Annotated in this window: 21 protein-coding genes; 13 read left to right on the top strand and 8 right to left on the bottom strand. The window is 39.8% G+C overall.

What is annotated here, in order from left to right; translation table 11 throughout:
* Positions 1-124: 124 nt before the first annotated feature.
* On the bottom strand, positions 125-3,547 hold the full coding sequence (locus ABFU83_RS16490; protein ID WP_347070231.1) for a hypothetical protein: 3,423 nt from the start codon (positions 3,545-3,547) through the stop codon (positions 125-127).
* A 286-nt stretch (positions 3,548-3,833) separates the two neighbouring features.
* Between ABFU83_RS16490 and ABFU83_RS16495 the strand changes: the two genes are divergently transcribed.
* On the top strand, positions 3,834-4,067 hold the full coding sequence (locus ABFU83_RS16495; RefSeq protein WP_347067519.1) for a hypothetical protein: 234 nt from the start codon (positions 3,834-3,836) through the stop codon (positions 4,065-4,067).
* Positions 4,046-4,951: a S49 family peptidase gene (locus tag ABFU83_RS16500; RefSeq protein ID WP_347067521.1), complete on the top strand. Its 906-nt coding sequence runs from the start codon at positions 4,046-4,048 to the stop codon at positions 4,949-4,951. Before ABFU83_RS16495 ends, ABFU83_RS16500 begins: the two co-directional genes overlap by 22 nt.
* A 66-nt stretch (positions 4,952-5,017) precedes the next feature.
* Here the strand turns inward: ABFU83_RS16500 and ABFU83_RS16505 are convergent, their stop codons facing one another.
* Positions 5,018-6,271 (bottom strand): aspartate kinase, encoded by a 1,254-nt coding sequence (locus tag ABFU83_RS16505; RefSeq protein ID WP_347067522.1) that lies wholly within the window; start codon positions 6,269-6,271, stop codon positions 5,018-5,020.
* Between the two features lie 43 nt (positions 6,272-6,314).
* Positions 6,315-6,797, bottom strand: a complete 483-nt coding sequence (locus ABFU83_RS16510) for a GNAT family N-acetyltransferase (protein ID WP_347067524.1) — start codon at positions 6,795-6,797, stop codon at positions 6,315-6,317.
* 105 nt (positions 6,798-6,902) lie between these two features.
* Here ABFU83_RS16510 and fbp point away from each other — a divergent pair, with 105 nt between their 5' ends.
* A complete protein-coding gene (gene fbp, locus ABFU83_RS16515; protein ID WP_347067526.1) occupies positions 6,903-7,913 on the top strand; it encodes a class 1 fructose-bisphosphatase in 1,011 nt (336 codons plus the stop codon).
* 71 nt (positions 7,914-7,984) lie between these two features.
* Here fbp and ABFU83_RS16520 read toward each other — a convergent pair whose 3' ends face one another.
* Entirely contained in the window at positions 7,985-8,416 is a 432-nt protein-coding gene (locus ABFU83_RS16520) for a TerB family tellurite resistance protein (protein ID WP_347067528.1), read from the bottom strand.
* 148 nt (positions 8,417-8,564) lie between these two features.
* Here ABFU83_RS16520 and ABFU83_RS16525 point away from each other — a divergent pair, with 148 nt between their 5' ends.
* From ABFU83_RS16525 to ABFU83_RS16540, 4 genes are read left to right on the top strand one after another with little or no spacing between them, the layout of a single operon-like run.
* Positions 8,565-9,158: a HupE/UreJ family protein gene (locus ABFU83_RS16525; protein ID WP_136403753.1), complete on the top strand. Its 594-nt coding sequence runs from the start codon at positions 8,565-8,567 to the stop codon at positions 9,156-9,158.
* Between the two features lie 5 nt (positions 9,159-9,163).
* Complete coding sequence (locus ABFU83_RS16530; RefSeq protein WP_347067529.1) at positions 9,164-9,316, top strand: hypothetical protein; 153 nt, start codon at positions 9,164-9,166, stop codon at positions 9,314-9,316.
* A 12-nt stretch (positions 9,317-9,328) separates the two neighbouring features.
* Positions 9,329-9,769 (top strand): dCMP deaminase family protein, encoded by a 441-nt coding sequence (locus ABFU83_RS16535; protein ID WP_347067531.1) that lies wholly within the window; start codon positions 9,329-9,331, stop codon positions 9,767-9,769.
* Positions 9,759-11,339 (top strand): S41 family peptidase, encoded by a 1,581-nt coding sequence (locus ABFU83_RS16540; RefSeq protein ID WP_347067533.1) that lies wholly within the window; start codon positions 9,759-9,761, stop codon positions 11,337-11,339. Before ABFU83_RS16535 ends, ABFU83_RS16540 begins: the two co-directional genes overlap by 11 nt.
* 28 nt (positions 11,340-11,367) lie before the next feature.
* Here ABFU83_RS16540 and ABFU83_RS16545 read toward each other — a convergent pair whose 3' ends face one another.
* From ABFU83_RS16545 to ABFU83_RS16555, 3 genes are all read right to left on the bottom strand, one after another.
* The gene (locus ABFU83_RS16545; protein ID WP_347067534.1) at positions 11,368-11,976 is read right to left on the bottom strand and encodes an FAD-dependent oxidoreductase; all 609 of its coding nucleotides are present in this window, start codon (positions 11,974-11,976) and stop codon (positions 11,368-11,370) included.
* Positions 11,977-11,979: 3 nt separating this feature from the next.
* A complete protein-coding gene (locus ABFU83_RS16550) occupies positions 11,980-12,180 on the bottom strand; it encodes a hypothetical protein (protein ID WP_347067536.1) in 201 nt (66 codons plus the stop codon).
* 61 nt (positions 12,181-12,241) lie between these two features.
* Entirely contained in the window at positions 12,242-12,817 is a 576-nt protein-coding gene (locus ABFU83_RS16555; protein WP_347067538.1) for a MarC family protein, read from the bottom strand.
* 205 nt (positions 12,818-13,022) lie between these two features.
* Here ABFU83_RS16555 and ABFU83_RS16560 point away from each other — a divergent pair, with 205 nt between their 5' ends.
* The 6 genes from ABFU83_RS16560 to ABFU83_RS16585 all read left to right on the top strand — a co-directional run bounded on the left by ABFU83_RS16560 (position 13,023) and on the right by ABFU83_RS16585 (position 22,250).
* Positions 13,023-13,589 carry a DUF3109 family protein gene (locus ABFU83_RS16560; RefSeq protein ID WP_347067540.1) on the top strand — a complete coding sequence of 189 codons (567 nt, stop codon included), beginning with the start codon at positions 13,023-13,025 and terminating at the stop codon, positions 13,587-13,589.
* A gap of 276 nt (positions 13,590-13,865) precedes the next feature.
* Entirely contained in the window at positions 13,866-14,843 is a 978-nt protein-coding gene (locus ABFU83_RS16565; RefSeq protein WP_347067542.1) for a ribonucleotide-diphosphate reductase subunit beta, read from the top strand.
* Between the two features lie 94 nt (positions 14,844-14,937).
* On the top strand, positions 14,938-17,319 hold the full coding sequence (locus ABFU83_RS16570; protein ID WP_347067544.1) for a ribonucleoside-diphosphate reductase subunit alpha: 2,382 nt from the start codon (positions 14,938-14,940) through the stop codon (positions 17,317-17,319).
* 107 nt (positions 17,320-17,426) lie between these two features.
* A complete protein-coding gene (locus tag ABFU83_RS16575) occupies positions 17,427-18,155 on the top strand; it encodes an ATP-binding protein (RefSeq protein WP_347067546.1) in 729 nt (242 codons plus the stop codon).
* Positions 18,156-18,170: 15 nt separating this feature from the next.
* Entirely contained in the window at positions 18,171-19,505 is a 1,335-nt protein-coding gene (locus tag ABFU83_RS16580) for a deoxyguanosinetriphosphate triphosphohydrolase (protein ID WP_136403869.1), read from the top strand.
* Positions 19,506-19,601: 96 nt separating this feature from the next.
* Complete coding sequence (locus ABFU83_RS16585; protein ID WP_347067548.1) at positions 19,602-22,250, top strand: T9SS-dependent M36 family metallopeptidase; 2,649 nt, start codon at positions 19,602-19,604, stop codon at positions 22,248-22,250.
* A gap of 74 nt (positions 22,251-22,324) precedes the next feature.
* Here ABFU83_RS16585 and ABFU83_RS16590 read toward each other — a convergent pair whose 3' ends face one another.
* The gene (locus ABFU83_RS16590) at positions 22,325-23,275 is read right to left on the bottom strand and encodes a DUF3078 domain-containing protein (RefSeq protein ID WP_347067550.1); all 951 of its coding nucleotides are present in this window, start codon (positions 23,273-23,275) and stop codon (positions 22,325-22,327) included.

Genomic DNA, 23,275 nt, shown 5'->3' on the forward strand with positions numbered 1-23,275 from the left:
GTAGTATGGCGTGTTTTGATATGGAATGAAAAAGTTTTGTGGCTAGGAGAGTTAGAGAGTATGAGCCAAGTCGAAAGCAGTTTTTTCAACAGGTAAAGTTATTGTTTCGACTAACAGTAGATTTCTAAAAATAAGCCCGCAATTGGATATTCCCGGTATGAATCGTCTGACTCGTTTCGCTTTTACGTCCCTGGTAGTTCAGATTAACGTCTAGATATTGCGTCAGGTTTTTTTGTAAAAGCAGTCGCCAGGTTAGATTTTCGCCGGCTTGTAATCCTTCCAACATCTGATAGGCCACTGGCGATAACTCGTTTCCGGTGAATTTGTTTTGATAGTACGATAGTTCGCCGTTTATCGTAAAACGCTTGTCGGATGCATAGCTAAACGAAGTTCCGATCCGTTGTTGATTAAGCGTTTCAAAATCGGATATTTTATTCTCTTTTAACTGGTATTCGTAGAAGATATCCCAACTGGCATTTTTAGAAAATAAATAGGATACTTTAGGCGCCAATTGATACCCTTTTAATTCAAAATTCCGACTCGCATAGTTTTCGGAATAAGTATTGGATTGGATGGTTTTTCCGTTAAATCCAAACAACCAGATCTTCTGAACCAAATGCGCATACTGAATCTGATGAGACGAATTGGTGTTTTCTTGTGATCCAACCGATAACAAATTTTTCGATCGGTTGGTTAAAAAGGTATAGGTCACGGAATGATCTTGTTTCCCGCGGTTGTAAAACAAACTGTTTCGGAAACTGGAATTCAGTCCGAGTAAATCATCGTCGTTTCCAAAAAACGGATTCAGGTCGAAGTTATCGCTTTTGCGGATGATTTTCCGATCGATAATAAAAGACGTCTGGTTGTAAAAATACGACAATAGTTTTCGAAATCCGGTTTCGTTTTGCCATTGGTTCGGATTTAAAGTTACCGATTGCGAAAATTTGTTTTGATGGGTTTTGATAAAAATCTGGTTCGGTAAAAATACGCGGACATATTTCGCCTGATCCGGAAACTGAGCGATCTCAAATTCTTCCAACTCCTGAATACCGTTGCCGTTATAATCGTTCCACATATAAATCCCTTGTCCAGGTTCGACCTGTAAGTAAGTAAATTCCTGCTGGGCAATGCGTCCGGAAGTGGTTTCGTAGGCGGTTGTTACCTGAATCAGTTGATTGAAATAACGATCATTATACAATAAACGGGAGTTTAAAGAAGGTTCGCTACCACGCGCCGGATCTTCGTATTTTAAATTCCGATAGTTCACAAATACCGATAAATCACTTTTTTCGGTTTGTAGCAAACGCGATTTCAGGTAATACGAACGGGAGGTGTTGACTTTCGTCAGTAGGCCATTTTGCAAACTGTCGTTCGTCCGTTGTAAATAGCCGAATTCCATATAAACCTTGGTGCTGTCACCACGACCTACAAAAGCCCCAAATTCTTTAAACCGCTGACTTAAGGCGGTGAATTGATTGGTTTCTTTTATTTTTTCTTCGTTATTTTCCATGCGTACACTACCGCCAACCCAGTTTTTGCCAATATGATATTTGGCCTGAGTATTGCTTCGGATAAATTTGGAAGTGGAATACGTACTGCTACTATTTAGAAAACTGCTGTTGTTTCGAAACGCCCATTTGTCCAGTTGAAATTGACCTTCGACTACATGACGGGTTCCGGAAAAGCTTTCGGAAAAATCGAGTTTCTCCAATTGATAGCGGGCAAAACCGTTGTTGCGGGATTGGGGTGTTTGTGGCAAGCGAAAATTTAATCCCGAAACCAATAGGCTTTGATCACCAAGTGGATTCGTCAGGTTCCAGTCGCGGTCAAATTCGATACTGAAAAGACGTTCGATGGTTTTGAATTTCTGCTGTACAAACTGATAGTTCGCAAAACCGTCTATTTCCCAACGTTTGGACCATAGCCGTTGTTTGACGTTAAAGCGTCCGGCTAATCCTTGATTGTCCTGATCATCGATATTTGAGAATAAGTTTTTGTCGTTGTTGCTTAAACCGATTTCAAAGTCAACGAGTGTTTTTTCACTGGGATTAAATTTTCCGAGGAAGGTTGCAATCTGAATACTTGTCGGTGCAACCAGTCGGACGATGGGTTCGTAGTTTCCTTGCGGAATACCGTTTGCCGGCGCGATGTATTCATAGATGCGCCCAACGGCTTGGTTGTTGGCCAGAATATAGTTCCCCTGATTGTTGCCAACTAACGTAAAGCGAACGTTGAACAATTCGTCTTGTGGGTTGTTGGAATAGACATAGGTCGTTACGCCGTTAGCGATGACTTTTTTATACAGAATTTTGTTTTCGGAATAGCTGTCCGGGTAAGCCGAAGGCGCGTTCATCAGGTTGGGATCGTTCCCGGCTTCGCTCAAAATCTGAATTTGTTCGGCCGATAGGTTTTGTTGTAACGGCTGACTTTTAATGTCGCTTTCGGAATACAAAAATCCACCTACGCTCCAGGTGTCGCGTTCGTGGGTTACGCCTCCGTATGCTACATACCGGGTGTAATTTCGATCGGTATATTGGTATTCGATGTTGATCCGCATTTCAGAAGTGATCGGAAATAACGACGTAAAACGGATCTCACCGGCATTATAGTCGATAATATAATCGTTGCTTTCGCCGCGTTTCAACAGGATTCCATTCACATAAACCCGTTCGGATCCGGAGATAACCAATACGTATAATTCGCCATTCGGGCCTTTTAATTTATAAGGTCCCTGATTGCCTTCCTGTCCGACGAAGGTACTTCGGGTATATTGTCCGCGAACCAAAGCTCCCGCAGCGAAAACATCGGTTTTGCCTCCTGTGTCACCAAAGGTGAAATGGGTGGATAATCCCTGTACTTTTTTGTTGAAATTCAGAAAACGGGATTGTCGGTTTTCTAAAAATAAGTCTCCGGCACGGACATTCCATTTGTCGGAAAACAATTCGATAAAAATCTGATCGAATTCGTCCAGTTTCTGCGAATAACCGCCTTCCTGTAACGGAATATTACTGTCCTGAATGGAAGCGCGAAGGCTTACTTTGTCGGAAATTTTTCCGGTGATTTGTAAGTCAAGATTGGAGTTTAAAACGGTGTTTTGGTTGTTTCCGATCGTGATACCACGGGTGATGCTTCCGGACGTATTCAATCCGTCGAACGGTTTAAAGTTGTTCACCGGTTCCCGTTTGATGGTGTATAATTGCTGACCGTTTCCGTTGCTCACTACGCGCGACGGATCGTAAATTGTATATTTTTTGGTCAGGTATTCCGGGAATTTTAAATAACGAACGGTTAGTGTGTCGCTACTTTGAAAATTGTTTCTAAAATGCAATTTGCCTTTCTGATAATCGACGGTATAATAGGTGCTGTCAATCTCATTTCCGGCTTTGTCTAATATTTTAAAAAAGGCTTTGTTGATGCTAACATTGTCAATCGTAAGGGTATCTTGGGTAACCCGGATTTTTTTGGATTTATAGGGCGTTTCAATTTCCTGGGCATAAAGGCCGGAAATACAAAACAATACCAGAATCAAAATCCATTTTTTCAGCATACAGATATAACTCCAAAATGTCAAAAGTAGTGTAATTTCAATAGAAATTTTAAAAAGAAGGAAGTGTTAGAAGGGAAAATCATTAAAAAGGGCTAAATTTTTTAATGATTTATGTTTTTAGAATTATGAAGATTTGGAGGAAACTAAAGGCGCTGAGAGTTGGTTATGACTTGTTTGAAAATGTTGTTTGTGTTTTTTTGTTTTGGATAAAAGTTGTATATTTAGAAAAGATGTGTAATTGTAGTTACATTTGTATGTGTTATTTGTAATTTTAAAACGTATTGTCATGGAAAATAAGAAGCAAATACCTCAAATTAAAGAGGATATTTTTTTTGAGGAGTATAATAATATAATTTCTCAAGGAGATATACCTAACTCAGTAGTGGTTGTTACTGAATGGAATGGAGAAGGGAATAATTTCAAAATGTTTTCATTGTATGATGATAATTATTCTCCTGTAATTGTTTCAAATTCAACATCTTTAACATGTGAGTTGCTATGCCAAACTGGAATGAAGTAATAGAAGAGATTAAACAAGAGCAGCTTAAAAATTCCAGTTCTAATCCTTTAGATGTAATTAGAAGGAAATATTTGAAAAAAATATCAGAGATTACAGGTAGAAATGTTATTGCATATTATTCTGGTTGGTTGCAAAAACCAACATCTTCGGATACTGCTGTGAATGATAAAGATAAATCTGGTTTTATGTTAGCAATTCATAAGCTAGATAAAGATAAAGGACTTGATTTGATCCTGCATACTCCTGGAGGGGATATAGCAGCGACGGAATCATTGGTGGATTATTTATATGCAATATTTGATAAAAATATAAGAGTTATTGTCCCTCAAATATGTATGTCTGCTGGTACTATGATTGCTTTTTCCTCTTCTGAAATTATTTTAGGGAAGCATTCAAATTTGGGACCAATAGATCCGCAAATTGGGGGTGTTGCATGCCAAGCAATATTGAAAGAATTTGAAAGGGCTAAAGATGATATAATGAAAAACCCTTCTTCTGCAGCGTTATGGCAAGTGATTATATCAAAATATCATCCAACACTGCTTGGGGCATGTCAGCAAGCTATTGATTGGTCTGAAAAAATGGTTGCAAAATGGCTTTCTGAAAACATGTTTGCTTCTGACCCTGATAAAGTTAATAATGTAATTAAAACATTCGCGGATCACACAGAACAAAAATCACATTCAAGGCATATTTCAAAGGAGGAATGTGTTGCTATAGGTTTAAATATTACATCTCTTGAAGAAGATCAAGAATTACAGGATGCTGTTCTTACTACACATCATGCATTTATGCATACTTTTTCAAATACACAGTGTGTTAAAATAATCGAAAATCATAATGGTATTGCATATATAGAACACTCAATTTTAAATAGGAGTTAGTTTGGCTTAGCTTTAAACGGTATAATATTTAATTAAATATTATACCGTTTTTATTTAATTGCAGTTCTATTCAATAGTGATGATCTGCATCGTCTCACGGCTCATTTGTTTTACTAGTACCGTTTTGTCTTTTTCAACCATTTGTACGGCTTTGTCTGTAAAATGACGAATCGTGTACAAGGAGACATTTTCGTTATAGGTCACTTTGAATTTCTTTGACAAAGTGGCTTTCAGTTCGTTAAAATGATTGAATTTGTCTTCCAGACAAACCGAAAAACTAATCGCTGTATTTTGGATCAAGCTCACTTTTATTTTGTACTGGTGGAATAATCCGAATATCGCACTGATGTTTTCTTCCATGATAAAGGAAAAATCAATCGAGGAAAGGGAAAGTAGCAACTGGTTTTTCTTAACGATAAAACACGAAGTTTGCGGTTCCAGATCGGCACCTTTGGAAACGCTGGTTCCCGGTAACAACGGATTGATAAACGATTTTACATATAACGGAATTTCCTTTTTCTGTAGCGGTTGTAAGGTTTTTGGGTGAATTACCGAAGCACCGTAAAAAGCCAATTCAATCGCCTCGCGGTAGGAAATCTGATTGAGCAGGACTGCATTCTCAAAATACCGCGGATCGGCATTTAAAACACCCGGTACGTCTTTCCAGATCGTCACACTTTCGGCATTCAAACAATACGCAAAAATAGCAGCTGTATAATCGGAGCCTTCACGACCTAATGTGGTGGTGAAATTGTTTTCATCCGATCCTAAAAATCCCTGAGTAATGTTTAAAACATTCTTTTTGATGTTTTTAGAAATGGTTTTTTGCGTTAATTCCCAATCGACAATCGCATCACGATAAGTGTTGTCTGTTTTGATCAAATTACGTACGTCCACCCATTGGTTTTTAATGCCACTATGGTTAAAATAATAACTCAGAATGGTAGTCGATACAATTTCGCCATACCCTACAATCTGATCGTATACAAAGTTGTAGTTGGGCGATTTGTTGGTACCGAGAAAATACTCCATATCCGTAAAATGGCGGTTTACCGCTGTAAATACATCGTGTTTCTCGTCTTCAAACAAATCCAGTAAAATCTGGTTGTGGTATTTCTTGACTTCCTGAATGGAAGCCTTGAGCTCCGCCGATTTATCAAAATAGTTCTTTATAACCACTTCCAAAGCGTTTGTGGTTTTTCCCATTGCCGAAACAACCAGAAGAACATCGTCAAAACCTACTTTTTGCAAAACGTCGTATACGTTTTTAATACTACTGGCATCTTTTACAGAGGCGCCACCAAATTTGAATACTCTCATTGTTTAAAAATTAGACCTGTATAATAGTGTGATTACAGTCGCTTTAACGCGGCTGTAAGCTATTTGTGAAATTACTGATTCCGGCTTCGTCCATTTGTACGACATACCAGTCTTTTAAAACTTTGGCACCCGATTTTTCGTAAAAGTCAATCGCATTTTGGTTCCAATCCAGTACAGCCCATTCGATACGACGCACCTTGTCTTTTTCGCCTTGTTTGATCACTTCGGCATACAAAGCATGTCCCAATCCGGTACCGCGCATTTTTTCATTTACAATCAGATCTTCCAGATGAATCGTTTTGCCTTTCCAGGTTGAATAGCGATAGTAGAATAAAGCCATACCAACTATCTCATGGTCGACTTCGGCGATAAAGGTTTTAAAAAGTGGGTTTTCACCAAAACCGTCGCGCACCAGTTCGTCGGCGGTAACCACTACGGCATCCGGTTCTTTTTCAAATAACGCCAGTTCGCGGATCAGCCCGAGTACGGCTGGCATATCTTCTTTTTGTCCTTTTCGAATGTTCATTTTACGGAAATTAAGTGTTTTGTGATTGCCGGAATAAAATATATTGGCATTGCACAAAAATAGCGATATTTGTACTCGAAAACACAACAACAACTCTAATAAATAATGAAAGATCGCAATAAAACGTTAGGTGAGTTTATCATTGAAAAACAGGAAGAATTCAAGTACTCATCCGGGGAATTGTCCCGAATTATCAATTCCATTCGTCTGGCGGCAAAAGTGGTGAGCCACAAAGTAAATAAAGCCGGATTGGTCGATATCGTTGGAGCGGCCGGGGAACAGAATATTCAGGGCGAAGATCAGCAAAAACTGGATGTCTATGCCAATGAGGTTTTTATTCAAACGTTGATCAATCGTGAGATTGTCTGCGGAATCGCGTCCGAAGAAAATGACGATTTTATTACCGTTCAAGGGAAAGATGCCAGTCATAATAACAAATATGTAGTGTTAATGGATCCGTTAGATGGATCGTCCAATATTGATGTGAACGTATCGGTAGGAACGATTTTCTCGGTGTATCGTAGAATTACGCCAATGGGAACACCGGTAACACTGGAAGATTTTTTACAACCGGGCGTAAATCAGGTAGCAGCAGGTTATGTAATCTATGGTACGTCGACCATGTTGGTGTATACGACCGGTCACGGGGTAAATGGTTTTACGTTAAACCCGGCTATCGGTACATTTTACCTGTCGCACCCGAATATGAAATATGCACCGGACGGAAAAATCTATTCGATTAACGAAGGAAATTATATTCATTTCCCACAAGGGGTTAAAGATTATATCAAATATTGTCAGCTGGAAGAAGGCGATCGTCCGTATACGTCTCGTTATATCGGAAGTTTGGTGTCCGATTTTCATAGAAACATGATCAAAGGTGGGGTTTATATTTATCCGACGAGTTCCAAGGCACCCAATGGAAAATTGCGTTTGTTATACGAATGCAATCCGATGGCTTTTATCGCCGAACAGGCCGGAGGAAAAGCATCCGATGGTTTTGATCGTATCCTGGAAATTAAGCCGACGGAATTGCATCAACGCGTACCGTTTTTCTGCGGAAGTCGAAACATGGTGGAAAAAGCGGAAGAATTTATGGCCAACGCGATGCAATAAGATAAGACCTGTCAGGTCTATAAAGTAAAAAGTCCTGAATTTTCAGGACTTTTTTATTCGGTAAAACCGGATTATTTGTTCATGTTTTGCATTTCGTATATAAACGTATCCAGATCTACATTTAAAACTAATAACGAAAACGCTTTGTCTACAATATAAGAAGCGTTACTTGGTGTAAAGCCTAATGCCAAAACGAAACGCATCAGGATTTCTTTTTGTTTCGGGCCCAGAATATGATCTGCATAAACCATACGGGATAAATCATACAAACGCTCTAAACGTTGTGTGTATAAATAAGGAGGGTTAATCGGATATTTTAAAGGATTCTCCAGAATTTCTTCATACTCCTCTTTCGAAATCTCCAACTGAATAGCCAACTTGTCTAAGAAGTTTCTTTCTTCCTGAGTCAGGTCGCCGTCTGCAAGAGCAACTCGTACGATAGCTGAAAAGTGCCCTTTGTTACGGGACTTAAATTCGCTATCAAATAAATCTGAAAATGACATATTTTTACAATTAAATGGTGTTGTACAGGTACAAATATACTTTATTTCCTATCCTGTTAAAACAAAATGGCAGCTTTTGTTGGCGGAGTATAGAAATATCAAAAATAATTGTAAGTTTGGATTCCCAAGTCAAATTAAAAGAAATACTATGTCAGAATTTTGGATATACTTTAACATCGGATTACGTCATGTGCTCGATATCAATGCTTATGATCATGTTTTGTTTCTGATCGCTTTGGTGGTTCCCTATGCGTTTAAAGACTGGAAGCGGGTGTTGTTACTCGTGACGCTTTTTACCTTGGGACATACCTTGTCGCTTATGTTATCGGTGTATGGAATCGTATATATTAAGGCCAATCTGGTCGAGTTTCTGATCCCGATTACCATTTTGGTGACGGCATTATTTCATTTGTTTACCGCCGGAAAGTCATCCAAAAACGAAAGTGTCAGTTTTGTGGCTTTCGTAACGCTTTTCTTTGGAATTATTCATGGATTGGGTTTTTCCAATTACTTTAAAACCATATTACCGGGCGCTGCATCCGATAAATTACTACCGTTGCTCGAATTCGCATTGGGTATCGAAACAGCCCAAATTATTGTGGTACTGGTGGTGTTAATCCTTTCTTATATTATTCAGACTTTTTTCCGCTTTTCCAAACGCGACTGGACACTGGTTATGTCGGCTTTTGTGATCGGTGTGGTATTACCGATGATCATCAGTAGTGAAATTTGGAACCGCTAAAAAAAATGCTTATCTTTTCAGTATCAGTAGCGAAACGTTTGCGTATTTTTGTATTCCGTATTCCTGCTGTCCGCTATATCGTGTTGGTGCAACAAGGATGTCGCTTCCATCAGGGCTATAACGATAGGTCATTACCTTTTGTGATGGTTTACAAGTAACTAATACATTGAATGAAAGAACAAAAACGGAATAAATACGATAAGGCCTACTTGAGAATTGCTAAAGAATGGAGCCTGTTGTCGTATTGTAAAAGAAAACAGGTTGGTGCCATCATTGTAAAAGACCGTATGATTATTTCCGACGGTTATAACGGAACACCATCCGGATTTGAGAATTGCTGCGAAGACGATGAAGGGTATACCAAATGGTATGTATTGCATGCCGAAGCGAATGCAATCTCGAAAGTGGCCCGATCCACACAATCCTGCGAAGGAGCAACCTTATATATTACCTTATCGCCTTGTAAGGATTGTAGTAAACTGATTCATCAGTCCGGAATTAAACGGGTTGTTTATTATCAGGGATATAAAGATGAAGAAGGACTTGATTTTTTGACAAAAGCAGGTGTAGAGGTAGAGCATATTGCTGATTTGGATTGGTATGAAAATTAAAAAAATATATTTGCCGGTAATCATCACTACGGCACTCGCTGTGGGTGTGCTTATTGGGGGCTATCTTAACTTTTCGGCTCCAACGGCGAATTTTTCTTCAAACGCGAGTAAAAATAAACTCAATAAGCTACTGGATTTTATCAATAACGAATATGTCGATGAGGTCAATACCGATTCGATTGTGGATATTACCGTAAACGGTATTCTCGAAAAACTCGATCCACATTCGGTTTATATTGCTAAAAACGAGTTCGAATCCGTAGCGCAAAGTATGAAAGGTGACTTTGTGGGAATTGGCGTGAATTTCTATACCTATAAAGATTCGGTGGCGGTTATCAAACCCATCGCAGATGGGCCTTCCGAAAGAGCCGGAATTCGTGCGGGTGACCGTATTTTGTTTGCAGGCAATAGTAAATTATTCGGAAAGAAAATATCCAACGATACGCTTTTTTCAAAATTAAAAGGGGAGAGAGGATCCAAAGTAGAGCTAACCATTTTTAGAAAAACGGAAAACAAAAAGTTTAAAGTCAATGTAACCCGCGATTTGGTGCCAATCAAAAGTGTGGATGTGGCTTTAATGCTCAATAATAAAATCGGATATATTAAAATTAACCGTTTTGCTGAGACTACTTTTAAAGAGTTTCATCAGGGACTGTCAAAGCTAAAAGCAGCCGGTGTGCAAGAACTTATTGTCGATGTACGTAATAATGGTGGTGGCTATATGGAACGCGCGGTGGAAATTGCCGATGAGTTCCTGAAAGATAAAGAGCAGATCGTTAAAATCAAAAACCGAAAAGGAGTGGAGGACGTGAGTAATGCTACTTCGAAAGGTAGTTTTGAAAACGGAAAACTATATATTCTGATCGATGAAAACAGTGCGTCGGCAAGTGAAATTTTAGCCGGAGCGATTCAGGATAACGACCGCGGACTGATTGTGGGAAGACGATCGTTTGGAAAAGGTTTGGTGCAACGGGAAATGCCATTAGGAGATGGTTCTGCTGTTCGTTTAACGGTGGCGCGTTATTATACGCCTTCGGGACGATCGATCCAAAAACCGTATAATAAAGGTCTGGAAGCGTATTACGGCGATTTTGAAAAGCGTTTCGAGAACGGCGAATTATACGCATTCGATAGTATCAAAGTTGCGGATAGCCTGAAGTTTAAAACCAAAAAAGGAAAAACGGTTTATGGTGGTGGCGGTATCATTCCGGATATTTTTGTCCCGATGGAAGGAAAACACGGGGATGAAGCCTTAAACATGATCATGCAATCTGGAATTGTGAGCTATTTTGTTTTTGAAGAATTGGATCGCGAAAGAATGCAATTTCAGAAGTTAATGATTCCACAAGTGGAAAGTAAGGTGAAAAGTACCGATTTTTATTACGATGGTTTCCGTAAACATTTGTCGAAAAGCGGGCTTATTTTTAATCTGGATAAAAACAAAGATAAGGTCAAACAATATCTGGCTGCCGAATTTGTACGTCAGTTATTTGATGAGCAACATTATTATCAGTTGGTTTTAAAAGAAGATCCGATGATTAAAGCGGTGTTTGAAGCCGCTAAAAAATAACACAAAAAAGGAGCCTAGGCTCCTTTTTTTATTTTCGTATACTGTCGTGAGAGTGGGTTTCAATTCCGTTGTTCCATAACGTTAGGAGGTCGGTTGCTACCGATGCGCCACTTCCGGCGGCTATCGCAAGCTGACTTCTCCATCCGGCCAGCGTCCCGGCTACATAAATACCGTCGGCAACAAGATGATCATTGTTTTTAAGCTGGATACGGTTTTTCTCCGGTAATGCTTTGCGGTGTGGTTCAATATAGTGTTCCAGGCCTTCTATTCCGAAAAGGTTGGATGAACCGATGGCGACTACAATCGCACGGGTTTTATAAGAGGCTTTGTTTGTCGTTACGGTAAAGTTGCCGGATGCTCCTTCGACTTTGATAACTTTTTCGTCCGGAATTTGTATGATATGCGGGTAGGTTTGTGCCAGATGATCGGTGCTTTCGGTTAGAATTTCCGAACCCGGTTTTCCTGCCGGAATACCATAGGCGTTATTGAATAGCGCGTCTTGTAACGACGACGCTTTCTGGTGGGTGATAATGCCTATTTTTTTATCGGTTACAAAACTCTTTTTTTGAGCCGACCCTAATATAAGGGCACACGAAACCCCGGCTACACCGCCACCAATTAGCAAAACATCAAACATGTCTTAGTTTCCTTTTGTTTTTTCTTCGATGGCTTTCGACATCTTGAAGATTAATAAAATACAAACAGCGCATAACGAAGCCACAATGCCGATTAACGCCACTAAACTGTTGCCTTCAAAAAGATTCGAAAAATCCAGTAAGGTTAGGTTAAAAAGTATTAACCCCAACGCGGCAGCGATTAGTATGTATGAGAAAATTTTCATTGTAAATAAAAAAAGAACTACGAGTAGTTAAATTATGGCGGTGAAATTAGTAAAAATCTGCTTAAACAAACAGACCTTTAACATTAGCTGCGAATAATTTAACAGCGATCGCTAAAAGAACCACGCCAAATACCTTGCGGATAACACCTAGTCCGTTTTTACCCAATGTTTTTTCGATTCGGGATGATGATTTTAAAACCAGGTATACAATCAGAATGTTGGCCAGAATACCAAAGATAATGTTGATCGTCTGATATTCCGAGCGCAAGGATAGTAAAGTGGTCATGGTACCGGCTCCGGCTATCAGCGGGAAGGCAATCGGTACTATGGATGCTGTATTGGGCGCATCATCTTTATAGAGTGTGATGCCTAAGATCATTTCCAGTGCCAGAAAAAATAATACAAACGAACCGGCAACGGCAAACGAGTTGACATCGATTCCGATAAGTTTTAAAATTTCATCTCCTACAAAAAGAAAGGAAATCATGATCACAGCCGCGACTATAGAGGCTTTTTCAGATTGTATATGGCCTACTTTGTTGCGTAAATCAACAATAATCGGGATACTTCCGAAAATATCGATCACCGCAAATAAAACCATTCCTACCGTAAAAAATTCTTTCCAATCGAATCCCATACCTATTATTTTTTTAAGACTGCAAAATTATATAAATTTATAACAAAAAATCTAAAAACAAGGTTAATTTTTAACATAAAAATAAAATTGACTTCGAAATGTCTTGGTTTGTTGTTTATTTCGCAACGAAAGAGGGTGTTTTACCCCGTTTTAAAGTCGGTATTAATTTGTACCTTTGTCGGCTAATTAATGAATTTCGAGTATAATGTTTCAGTTAGGGAAAACCATCGTGTCTGAGGAAATTCTTGAAAAAGAATTTGTGTGTAATCTGTCGGCTTGTAAAGGAGCTTGTTGTGTGGATGGTGATGCCGGTGCGCCACTTGATCAAAATGAAGTGGCGGTTCTGGAAAAAATTTATCCCATCGTAAAACCGTTTTTACGTCCCGAAGGTGTTGCTGCAATCGAAGCGCAGGGAACCTCGATCGTAGGTTCGGATGGCGAACTGGAAACACCACTGATTGACGGAGCGGATTGCGCGTATGTTATTTTTGACGGGCCAACGGCGCTTTGTGGTATTGAGCAGGCGTACAATCAAGGTCTGGTCGATTGGAAAAAACCGGTTTCCTGTCATTTGTACCCGATACGGGTTAAAGACTTTTCCGATTTTGCCGCGGTGAATTACCATAAATGGCATATCTGCGACGATGCTTGTTCGCTTGGAAAAGAGCTGGAAGTTCCGGTGTATAAATTCGTAAAAGAAGCACTGGTTCGTAAGTTCGGGCCGGAATGGTATAGCGAACTTGAAAAGGTGGCCGAAGAACTTAAAAAGTAGGTTGACTGTTTTCTTCTGGAAAGGCTTTAATCTGGTGTGTAGACACTGATGCGGCTTCTTTTTTTTAACATTACGTTATTTTGTAATGTGTTGTTTTTCAAAAATATAGGTTTTTAAACACAGCTTGAAAGAATTTTCTTCGCTTGTTAAAAACTCGTCCTAATTGTGAATAAGTTTGACTCGATTTGTCTTTCTTTTTCCGTTTCAAATACCAATCTTTGTAATGTGTTTTTCTTTAGAAAAACATAAAATTAATCTTTTAAAAGTCAATGTACTATGTCGGTGATAGAACCAATTTTGCAAGAGAATAAAGACCGTTTTGTTATTTTTCCAATCAAACACCACGATATCTGGGATTGGTATAAAAAAATGGAGGCTAGCTTTTGGACGGCAGAAGAAATTGACTTGCATCAGGATTTGACCGACTGGAATACAAAATTGAACGACGACGAAAAATATTTTATCAAACATATTTTGGCGTTCTTCGCGGCTTCCGACGGTATCGTAAATGAAAACCTTGCGGAAAACTTTGTAAACGAAGTGCAATATCCGGAAGCGAAGTTTTTCTACGGATTCCAGATTATGATGGAAAACATTCATAGTGAAACGTATTCTCTTTTGATTGATACCTATGTGAAAGACGAGGCTGAAAAAAATGAATTGTTCCATGCTTTAGATGTCTTTCCTGCCATCCGTAAAAAAGCAGATTGGGCGTTACGTTGGATTGAATCCGATTCGTTTGCCGAAAGATTAATTGCGTTTGCTGCTGTAGAGGGAATTTTCTTCTCCGGAGCATTCTGTTCGATTTTCTGGTTGAAAAAACGCGGTCTGATGCCGGGGCTTACGTTCTCGAATGAGTTGATCTCAAGAGACGAAGGAGTGCATTGTGATTTTGCGGTTCATTTACACAACCACCATTTGGTGAACAAAGTGTCGAAAGACAGAATTAAGGAGATCATTACTGATGCCTTAAATATCGAAAGAGAATTTATTACCGAATCATTACCGGTAAGTTTGATCGGAATGAATGCAATACTAATGACACAATACCTGGAGTTTGTAGCCGACAGATTGTTGGTGGAACTGGGTTGTGAAAAAGTATATAACGCGAGCAATCCTTTTGACTTTATGGATATGATCTCGTTACAGGGGAAAACCAATTTCTTCGAAAAAAGGGTATCCGAATACCAGAAAGCGGGTGTATTAAACAAAGATACCGACTCGCAAAAAATTAGCTTCGACGCTGATTTTTAAAGAACTGTAATCGACCATGCTAAATGGCGATTGGAACGAAAACCAATGTGTTTTCTATAAAATTATTTGTATCAATTCATAAATTTTCAATACGATGTATGTAGTAAAAAGAGACGGACGACGTGAGCCTGTAATGTTTGATAAGATTACAGACAGAGTTAGAATTCTATGCTATGGATTAAACGATTTGGTTGATCCTGTAAAAGTAGCTATGCGAGTTATTGAAGGTTTATACGATGGTGTAACCACATCAGAACTGGATAACCTGGCTGCCGAAACAGCAGCGTCAATGACGGTTTCACACCCGGATTTTGCACAGTTGGCCGCGCGAATTGCCGTGTCGAACCTGCACAAAAATACCAAAAAATCATTCTCGGAAACGATGACGGATATGTATCAGTACGTAAATCCGAGAACCAATCAGGAATCACCGTTGATTTCGGATGAGGTTTATGAAGTGATAATGGCCAATGCCGAACGATTGGATTCTACAATTATCTATAACCGGGATTTTAACTACGATTATTTCGGATTTAAAACTTTGGAGCGTTCCTATTTGTTGCGTATCAACGGGCAAATCGTAGAACGTCCGCAACATATGTTAATGCGTGTTTCCGTAGGGATTCACCTTAACGATATCGAATCGGCTATCGAGACCTACGAATTGATGTCGAAAAAGTTCTTTACGCATGCAACCCCAACATTGTTTAATGCCGGAACACCAAAACCACAAATGTCGTCTTGTTTCCTGTTGACGATGCAGGATGATAGTATCGACGGAATTTACGATACCCTAAAACATACGGCTAAGATCTCGCAATCGGCCGGAGGAATCGGTTTGTCAATCCACAATGTTCGGGCTACCGGTTCGTATATCAGAGGAACAAACGGAACATCCAACGGTATTGTACCGATGTTGCGTGTGTTTAACGATACGGCACGTTATGTGGATCAGGGTGGTGGAAAACGTAAAGGTAGTTTTGCGATTTATGTAGAGCCATGGCATGCCGATATCTTCGATTTCCTGGATTTACGTAAAAACCACGGAAAAGAAGAAATGCGTGCACGTGATCTTTTCTATGCGATGTGGATGAACGATTTGTTTATGAAACGCGTTCAGGAAGACGGGCAATGGACCTTAATGTGTCCGAACGAATGTCCCGGATTATACGATGTATATGGTGATGAATTCGACGCGATGTATATCGCTTATGAAAATGCCGGAAAAGGTAGAAAAACCATAAAAGCCCGTGAGCTTTGGGAGAAAATCCTGGAATCACAAATCGAAACCGGTACGCCATACATGCTTTATAAGGATGCGGCCAACCGTAAATCAAACCAGAAAAATCTGGGAACGATCCGTTCTTCGAATCTGTGTACGGAGATTCTGGAATATACTTCAGCCGACGAAATTGCGGTTTGTAATCTGGCTTCCATATCACTTCCGATGTTTGTGGAAAACGGAGAATTCAATCATACACTACTTTACGATGTTACCAAACGCGTAACTCGTAACCTGAATAAAGTAATCGACAGGAATTACTATCCTGTTAAAGAAGCCGAAAATTCTAATATGCGTCACCGTCCGGTTGGATTGGGCGTACAAGGTCTGGCCGATGCTTTTATCTTATTGCGTATGCCGTTTACGAGTGATGCCGCTAAAAAGCTGAATCAGGAAATTTTCGAAACCATGTATTTTGCTGCTCTTACCGCATCGATGGAAATGGCAAAAGAAGAAGGTCCATATTCAACTTTCGAGGGCTCTCCAATTTCAAAAGGAGAATTCCAGTACAATCTTTGGGGATTGAATGATGACGATTTAAGCGGTCGTTGGGATTGGACAAGCCTGCGAAAAGAAGTGATGCAAAACGGAGTACGTAACTCTTTGTTGATGGCACCGATGCCAACAGCTTCGACATCACAAATCTTAGGAAACAACGAAGCTTTCGAACCGTATACCTCCAATATTTATACCCGTCGTGTATTATCGGGTGAGTTTATCGTGGTAAACAAACACTTGTTGCAGGATTTGGTAAATCTGGGCTTGTGGAACGAAAACCTGAAACAGGAAATCATGCGTGCCAACGGATCGATTCAGAATATCGATAACATTCCTCAGGATATTAAAGAACTGTACAAAACGGTTTGGGAAATGAGTATGAAGGATATTATTGATATGTCCCGTCAGCGTGGTTACTTTATCGATCAGTCGCAATCGTTAAACCTGTTTATGGAAGGTGCTACTTTTGCAAAATTAACATCAATGCATTTCTACGCATGGCAGTCCGGTTTAAAAACCGGAATGTACTACCTGAGAACGAAGAGTGCTGTCGATGCCATTAAGTTTACATTAAACAACGAGGTGAAGCAGGAAACACCGGCAAAACAGGAAGAAATCGCTGTAGATGAATTCCGCGCGATGTTGGAACGTTCCCGAAATGCAGAGCCGGACGATTGTGAAATGTGTGGTTCATAATCTGAAAAAAACAATATACAAAACAGCTGTCTTTTAAGATGGCTGTTTCCTTTTTAAGATAAATTGTATTTGTACATTTGTTCATAACTTAACTAAAACCGTATCACTTGAGTACTTTATATTTTACCGACAGAAGTAATGTTAATCTGGAAGAGGTTGTTTTTAATGAAGCTGTTTCAGGACAGATCAACCAGTTTTTAAAAGAATATCATTTCCGCGAAGTATTGGAACGCTATGAATTGCCGGTGGTGAATAAAATGCTGTTATACGGAAAAACGGGTTGCGGAAAAACGATGACGGCCAAAGCAATTGCCAAAAAGCTCGATAAAAAGATTATTATCGTCAATCTGGCGAGTATCGTTTCATCCAAACTGGGCGAAACCGCCAAAAATATCGAAGGTCTGTTTAAAGAAGTGCTGTATGAAAGTGCCGTATTGTTTTTCGACGAATTCGATTCGTTGGGACAAATACGGGATTATGATAATAAAGATAGTAGCGAAATGAAACGTGTGGTAAATGCAATCTTACAGCTGATCGATAATTTTCCGAAAAAATCGATATTGATCGCGGCAACCAACCAGATTCAGATGATTGATGAGGCTTTGATACGACGGTTTGAGCTAAAACTGGAGTTTACACTTCCGTCGCGCGAAGTACTCGATATGTATTATGACAAACTGTTGTCGAAATATCCGGCCGAATTCTGTACGTTGGAACGGATTTACGAGGTGTCGTTTGCCGAAGCGAAAAATCAGGTGTTTACAGCGGTGAAAAATAATATTATTCAGGCTGAAATCGAAAAACAACATAATAACCAGATCCCGTTTGGGAATTAAAAATATACTCCTATGATGCATTGGGAACAATTACTGTCGCTAAAAAGACAGGGCGATACAAGCAAACGTTTGCGTAAGGAACAGGATGATACCCGTTTGGGTTTTGAAGTAGATTACGATCGAATCATCTTTTCATCGGCTTTCCGGAGTTTACAGGATAAAACGCAGGTTATACCCTTGTCAAAAACCGATTTCGTACATACCCGACTTACGCATAGTTTGGAGGTTTCGGTCGTAGGGCGTTCGCTGGGACGTTTGGTGGGAAAAAAAATCCTCGAAAAATATCCCTATCTGAAAGAAGTGCACGGTTTTCATATGAACGATTTCGGAACCATAGTCGCAGCCGCGGCATTGGCGCACGATATCGGTAATCCACCTTTTGGACATTCGGGTGAAAAAGCAATTGGTGAATACTTTAAAACCGGAAAAGGAATAAAGTATAAAGAACAATTAGCAGATAAAGAATGGCAGGATCTGATCGATTTTGAAGGAAATGCCAATGGTTTTTCGGTGCTCACAGGTTCGCGTCCGGGTAACGAAGGTGGTTTGCGGATTTCATATGCGACCCTGGGTGCTTTTATGAAATACCCGAAAGAAAGTCTGCCGAAAAAACCAACGTCCAATATAGCGGATAAAAAATTTGGCTTTTTTCAGACGGATAAAGTGTTTTTTAATGATGTGGCGGCTGAGTTAGGGCTTCTTTCCAACAAAAAAGGTGATGCTATCGGTTTCGAAAGACATCCGCTGGCGTTTTTGGTCGAAGCGGCCGACGATATCTGCTATACCATTATCGATTTTGAAGATGGAATTAACCTCGGATTAGTCGAGGAGGATTTTGCATTGGAATACCTGGTGAAGCTGGTCGGTCATATTATGGATCGAAAGAAATACAATAGCCTGATTACGAAAGAAGATCGGATCAGTTATTTGAGGGCATTGGCTATTAGTAGTTTGATCAGCGATGCGGTTCGTGTGTTTCTCGAAAATGAAGAAGCGATTCTGCAAGGGAAATTTCACATGGCATTGATGGATAAAAGTCAGTATAAAGCGCAGATGGATGATATCATTAAAATCAGCGTAAAAAATATTTACCAGAGTAACGATGTGATCGAAAAAGAAATTATGGGGTATCAGGTGATCAATACGTTGCTGGATAAGTTTTGTACGGCTTATAACAATAAGTTTGAAGGAACGGCTACGAATTATGATCAATTGTTGTTGAAATTACTTCCGGAGAAATTTGTAACCGAAAAAATGAGCCTGTACGAACGACTTATGCATATCTGTCATTTTATATCTATGTTAACTGACGGTAAAGCCTTACAAATTTTTAACATAATTAAAGGATAAGTGTGATATTATTGATAAGTTAGCAATATTTTTTTGTTAAGTTGAATAAAATTATAATTTTGTGAAACTTGAATTAAAAAGCTAACTAAAAAAATTATGAAAAAAACTACCCTAATGATGCTGCTATTGGCTGGTAGCGCAGGGTTTGCACAATCTCAAAATGAGCAAATCCAACGCTATCTAACCAATAACCATCAAAAGTTAGGCTTATCCCGACAAGATATCGCGGATTGGTTTGTGGAAAGTGAAGCGAGTTCTTCAACAACGAATATCAATAACTACTACGTAAAACAGCGTTATAAGGGAATTGAAATTTTTAATGCGGTAACCAACTTTTCGGTTAAAAACGGAGAAGTGGTTAATGTTGGAAACCGTTTTATAGCAGATGTAGCAGCAAAAATCAATACCCAGACACCGGTTTTATCGGTAACGGATGGATTGTTAAAGGCACAAACCCATTTAAAAGTGCCGGCTTTCAGTTCGCAGATTGCTACTAAAATCAGTGATAAAGAATATAAATTAACCAACGGAACGTTAACGGATGATCCGGTTAGTGCAGAGCTTGTTTTTCAACAAATGGAAGATGCTTCCCTGCGACTGGCCTGGGATTATACGTTCTATACGTCCGATTATAAACATTTGTGGAGTGTTCGGATTGATGCGGTAAACGGTGCGATGCTGGAAAATTTTGATCTGGTATTAAGCTGTAACTTCGGTGATGCCAATCATAGAGAACATAACCATACGATAAACTTCAGTAGTCAGGCATTTAAAGAGGCAACTGCATTGGCTCAGGTACAGGGAGGATCGTATCGCGTTTATCCGTATAATGTAGAAAGTCCGAATCACGGAAACCGCGAATTATTAGTGTCACCGCATAATGCGTTGGCTTCTCCTTACGAATGGCATGATACCAATGGTGTTGCCGGTCCGGAGTTTACCACGACCAGAGGTAATAATGTTTGGGCAAAAGAAGATATTGCCGGAAATAATGCGACTACAGGAGCCAGCCCGAACGGCGGTTTAAGTTTGACTTTTGACTTCCCTTACGGTGGAACCGGAGTAGCGGCCTCGACCTATACCAACGCAGCGACAACAAACCTGTTCTATATGAATAATATCATGCACGATATTATGTATCAGTACGGGTTTAATGAGGCTAATGGTAATTTCCAGCAAAATAACTATGGTCGCGGTGGAACCGTGACTTTTAACGGAGATCCGGTTTTAGCAGATGCTCAGGATGGAAGTGGTACAAATAATGCGAATTTTTCAACTCCGGTTGACGGTCAGTCGCCACGTATGCAAATGTATTTGTGGAATGTAGGGCCAAGACCTAACTTTTTCCGTATCAATTCACCAGCGTCTTTGGCTGGAGCCTATTTTGCAGTAGATAATAACTTTACAAGCGGTCACGTAGCAGTGCCAGCGGCACCAGCAGGAATTACAGCCGATTTAGCTCTTTTTGACGATGGTGTTCCGGATAATGCCGATGCTTGTACTGCAGCCATCAACGGAGCGCAGTTAGCGGGTAAAATCGTTTTGGTTCGCAGAGGATCTTGTGATTTCGTAAATAAGGTAATGTTCGCTCAAAATGCCGGTGCCGTGGCGGTTATCGTCGTGAATAATCTGGATGAATATATGGTTATGGGTGGTGCAAATGCAGGCATCACGATCCCGGCTATTTTGGTAAGTCAGTCGGTAGGAAATGCAATAATTGCCGGTATGCAATCCGGAGCGGTTAATACGACCTTATCTTATGAAACGGTTAACTTCGTGAATTCGGATGGGGATTTTGATAATGGGGTGATTTCACACGAATATGGTCATGGTATTTCTTCCCGTTTAACTGGTGGACCTGCTGCTGCAAACTGTTTGACCAGTACGGAGCAAATGGGTGAAGGTTGGTCGGATTTCTTCGCGTATTTATTACAGATCAAGGCGGGTGATTCGCCGGTTACCGGGAAAGGAATTGCAACTTTCCTTGCCAATCAGCCTACAAATGGTATAGGAATCCGTCAATATAAATATTCAACCGATATGGGAATCAATCCACTTACATATGGCGATACCAACGGTTTGTCTTATACCGATCAGAATGGTACATTGCGTGTTGATGTACACGCGGTAGGAACCGTTTGGGCTTCTATGTTATGGGATTTAACATGGGCCTATATCAATAAATATGGTTATGATCCGAATATCTATACCGGAACCGGCGGTAATAATAAAGTTTTACGTTTGATCATCGACGCGTTAAAATTACAACCGTGTAATCCTTCATTTGTTTCCGGAAGAGATGCGATTATCGCAGCCGATCAGGCTACAACCGGCGGACAGAATTACTGTATGATCTGGGATGTTTTTGCCAGAAGAGGTTTAGGGGTTAATGCATCTGCAGGTATGAATAGCGGTGTGGCCGCAATCAACGATCAGGTGGAAGATTTTACAACGCCTCCGCAAGGACCTAACTGTACGATGGCTGTGGATTATTTTGAGAATAAAGATATGATCAAAGTATATCCAAACCCATCTAACGGAACCTTTAATGTGTTTATCGGAAACTATACCGGTAAAGTATCATTACAGGTGTTTGATATAAACGGAAGAAATGTATACAGTCAGAAAGTTGAAGACTTCAATGTTGAAAAAACAATCAACCTGAAAGGATTGCAATCAGGAATGTATATTCTTAAAGTAGAAGGAGATAATTTAAATCATACCCAAAAGGTTATATTGAATTAATTCTAAAATAAAAAAGGTTCCGAAATGAACTGCCCCCAAAAAGTTAGACACTATTTGGGGGCATTTTTTATATCTTAAAAGGTGTAACTCAAACCGATTCCTAACAGTTGTTTAAACTGAATTTTAGGCCCTTGGGTAACCTGTACGCCGTCGATCTCTTTTTTCGATTTGATATCATCGTCATAAACGAGATTGGTCCCGATATTGGCTTTGACATATTCGTTAACGACAAGGTCCAGTTGTAATTGCCAGTCGACATCAATATTGCCGAATCTGTTTATATAATCGGTATAAAGACTTAAACGATGGTCGAGGAAGATATTCTTGTAAATCTCACTTTTCCATTGGTTGGTAACTAAAATACCGACTTCGGTTCGCGATCGTTTACCGTGAGTAATCAGGTTTCCGGCTTCGTCATATACCGCTTTGTCGACCCCAAAAGCACCCTGATCGGCTAAACGCTGATCCAATACTAAAGTAGTTTTCTGGGTTAAAGGGGAGAAATAAGCATTTAGCTTTTGTTCTTTATTAGAATACTCGGCTCCGACACCCAGAAATAAATAGGCGGGAGCAAAGGCTTTGGAAATCGCCAGATCAGTATTCGGATAGGCATATCCGCTGGTAAATTGCGTGTTGAAATTTAGTTTGGCACTGTGGTACCAGTTTGAAATACTGTCGTGACGGTAACCAAAAGTCGAATTCAGCTGAATCGCGTCATCGGTCTTGCGGAGTTCGCGTTCTTCCTGCTTATTAACGCCATAGCGTACGATTAGTTCGTTTTTCCACTTCACATTGCCTTTGACATAGTTTCGTAAAAAAGCACCCTTTAAAAGGCCTGAAATAGAGTTGTTTCCTCCAACACTCCAGTTGATAAATGCGATTTGGCTAAAATCAAGTCCGATGCTGTTTTTTTTGTGCCAATAGGAGGTGGTGTCGGGAATTGTAGTTCTTACTACGTCTTGTGCATTACTTTTTGGAATGGCTAAAATAAAAAGTAATCCGATTAGATACGGAGTAATCTTCAT

The sequence above is a fragment of the Flavobacterium sp. WV_118_3 genome (genome assembly GCF_039778605.1).
Classification (GTDB): Bacteria; Bacteroidota; Bacteroidia; order Flavobacteriales; family Flavobacteriaceae; genus Flavobacterium.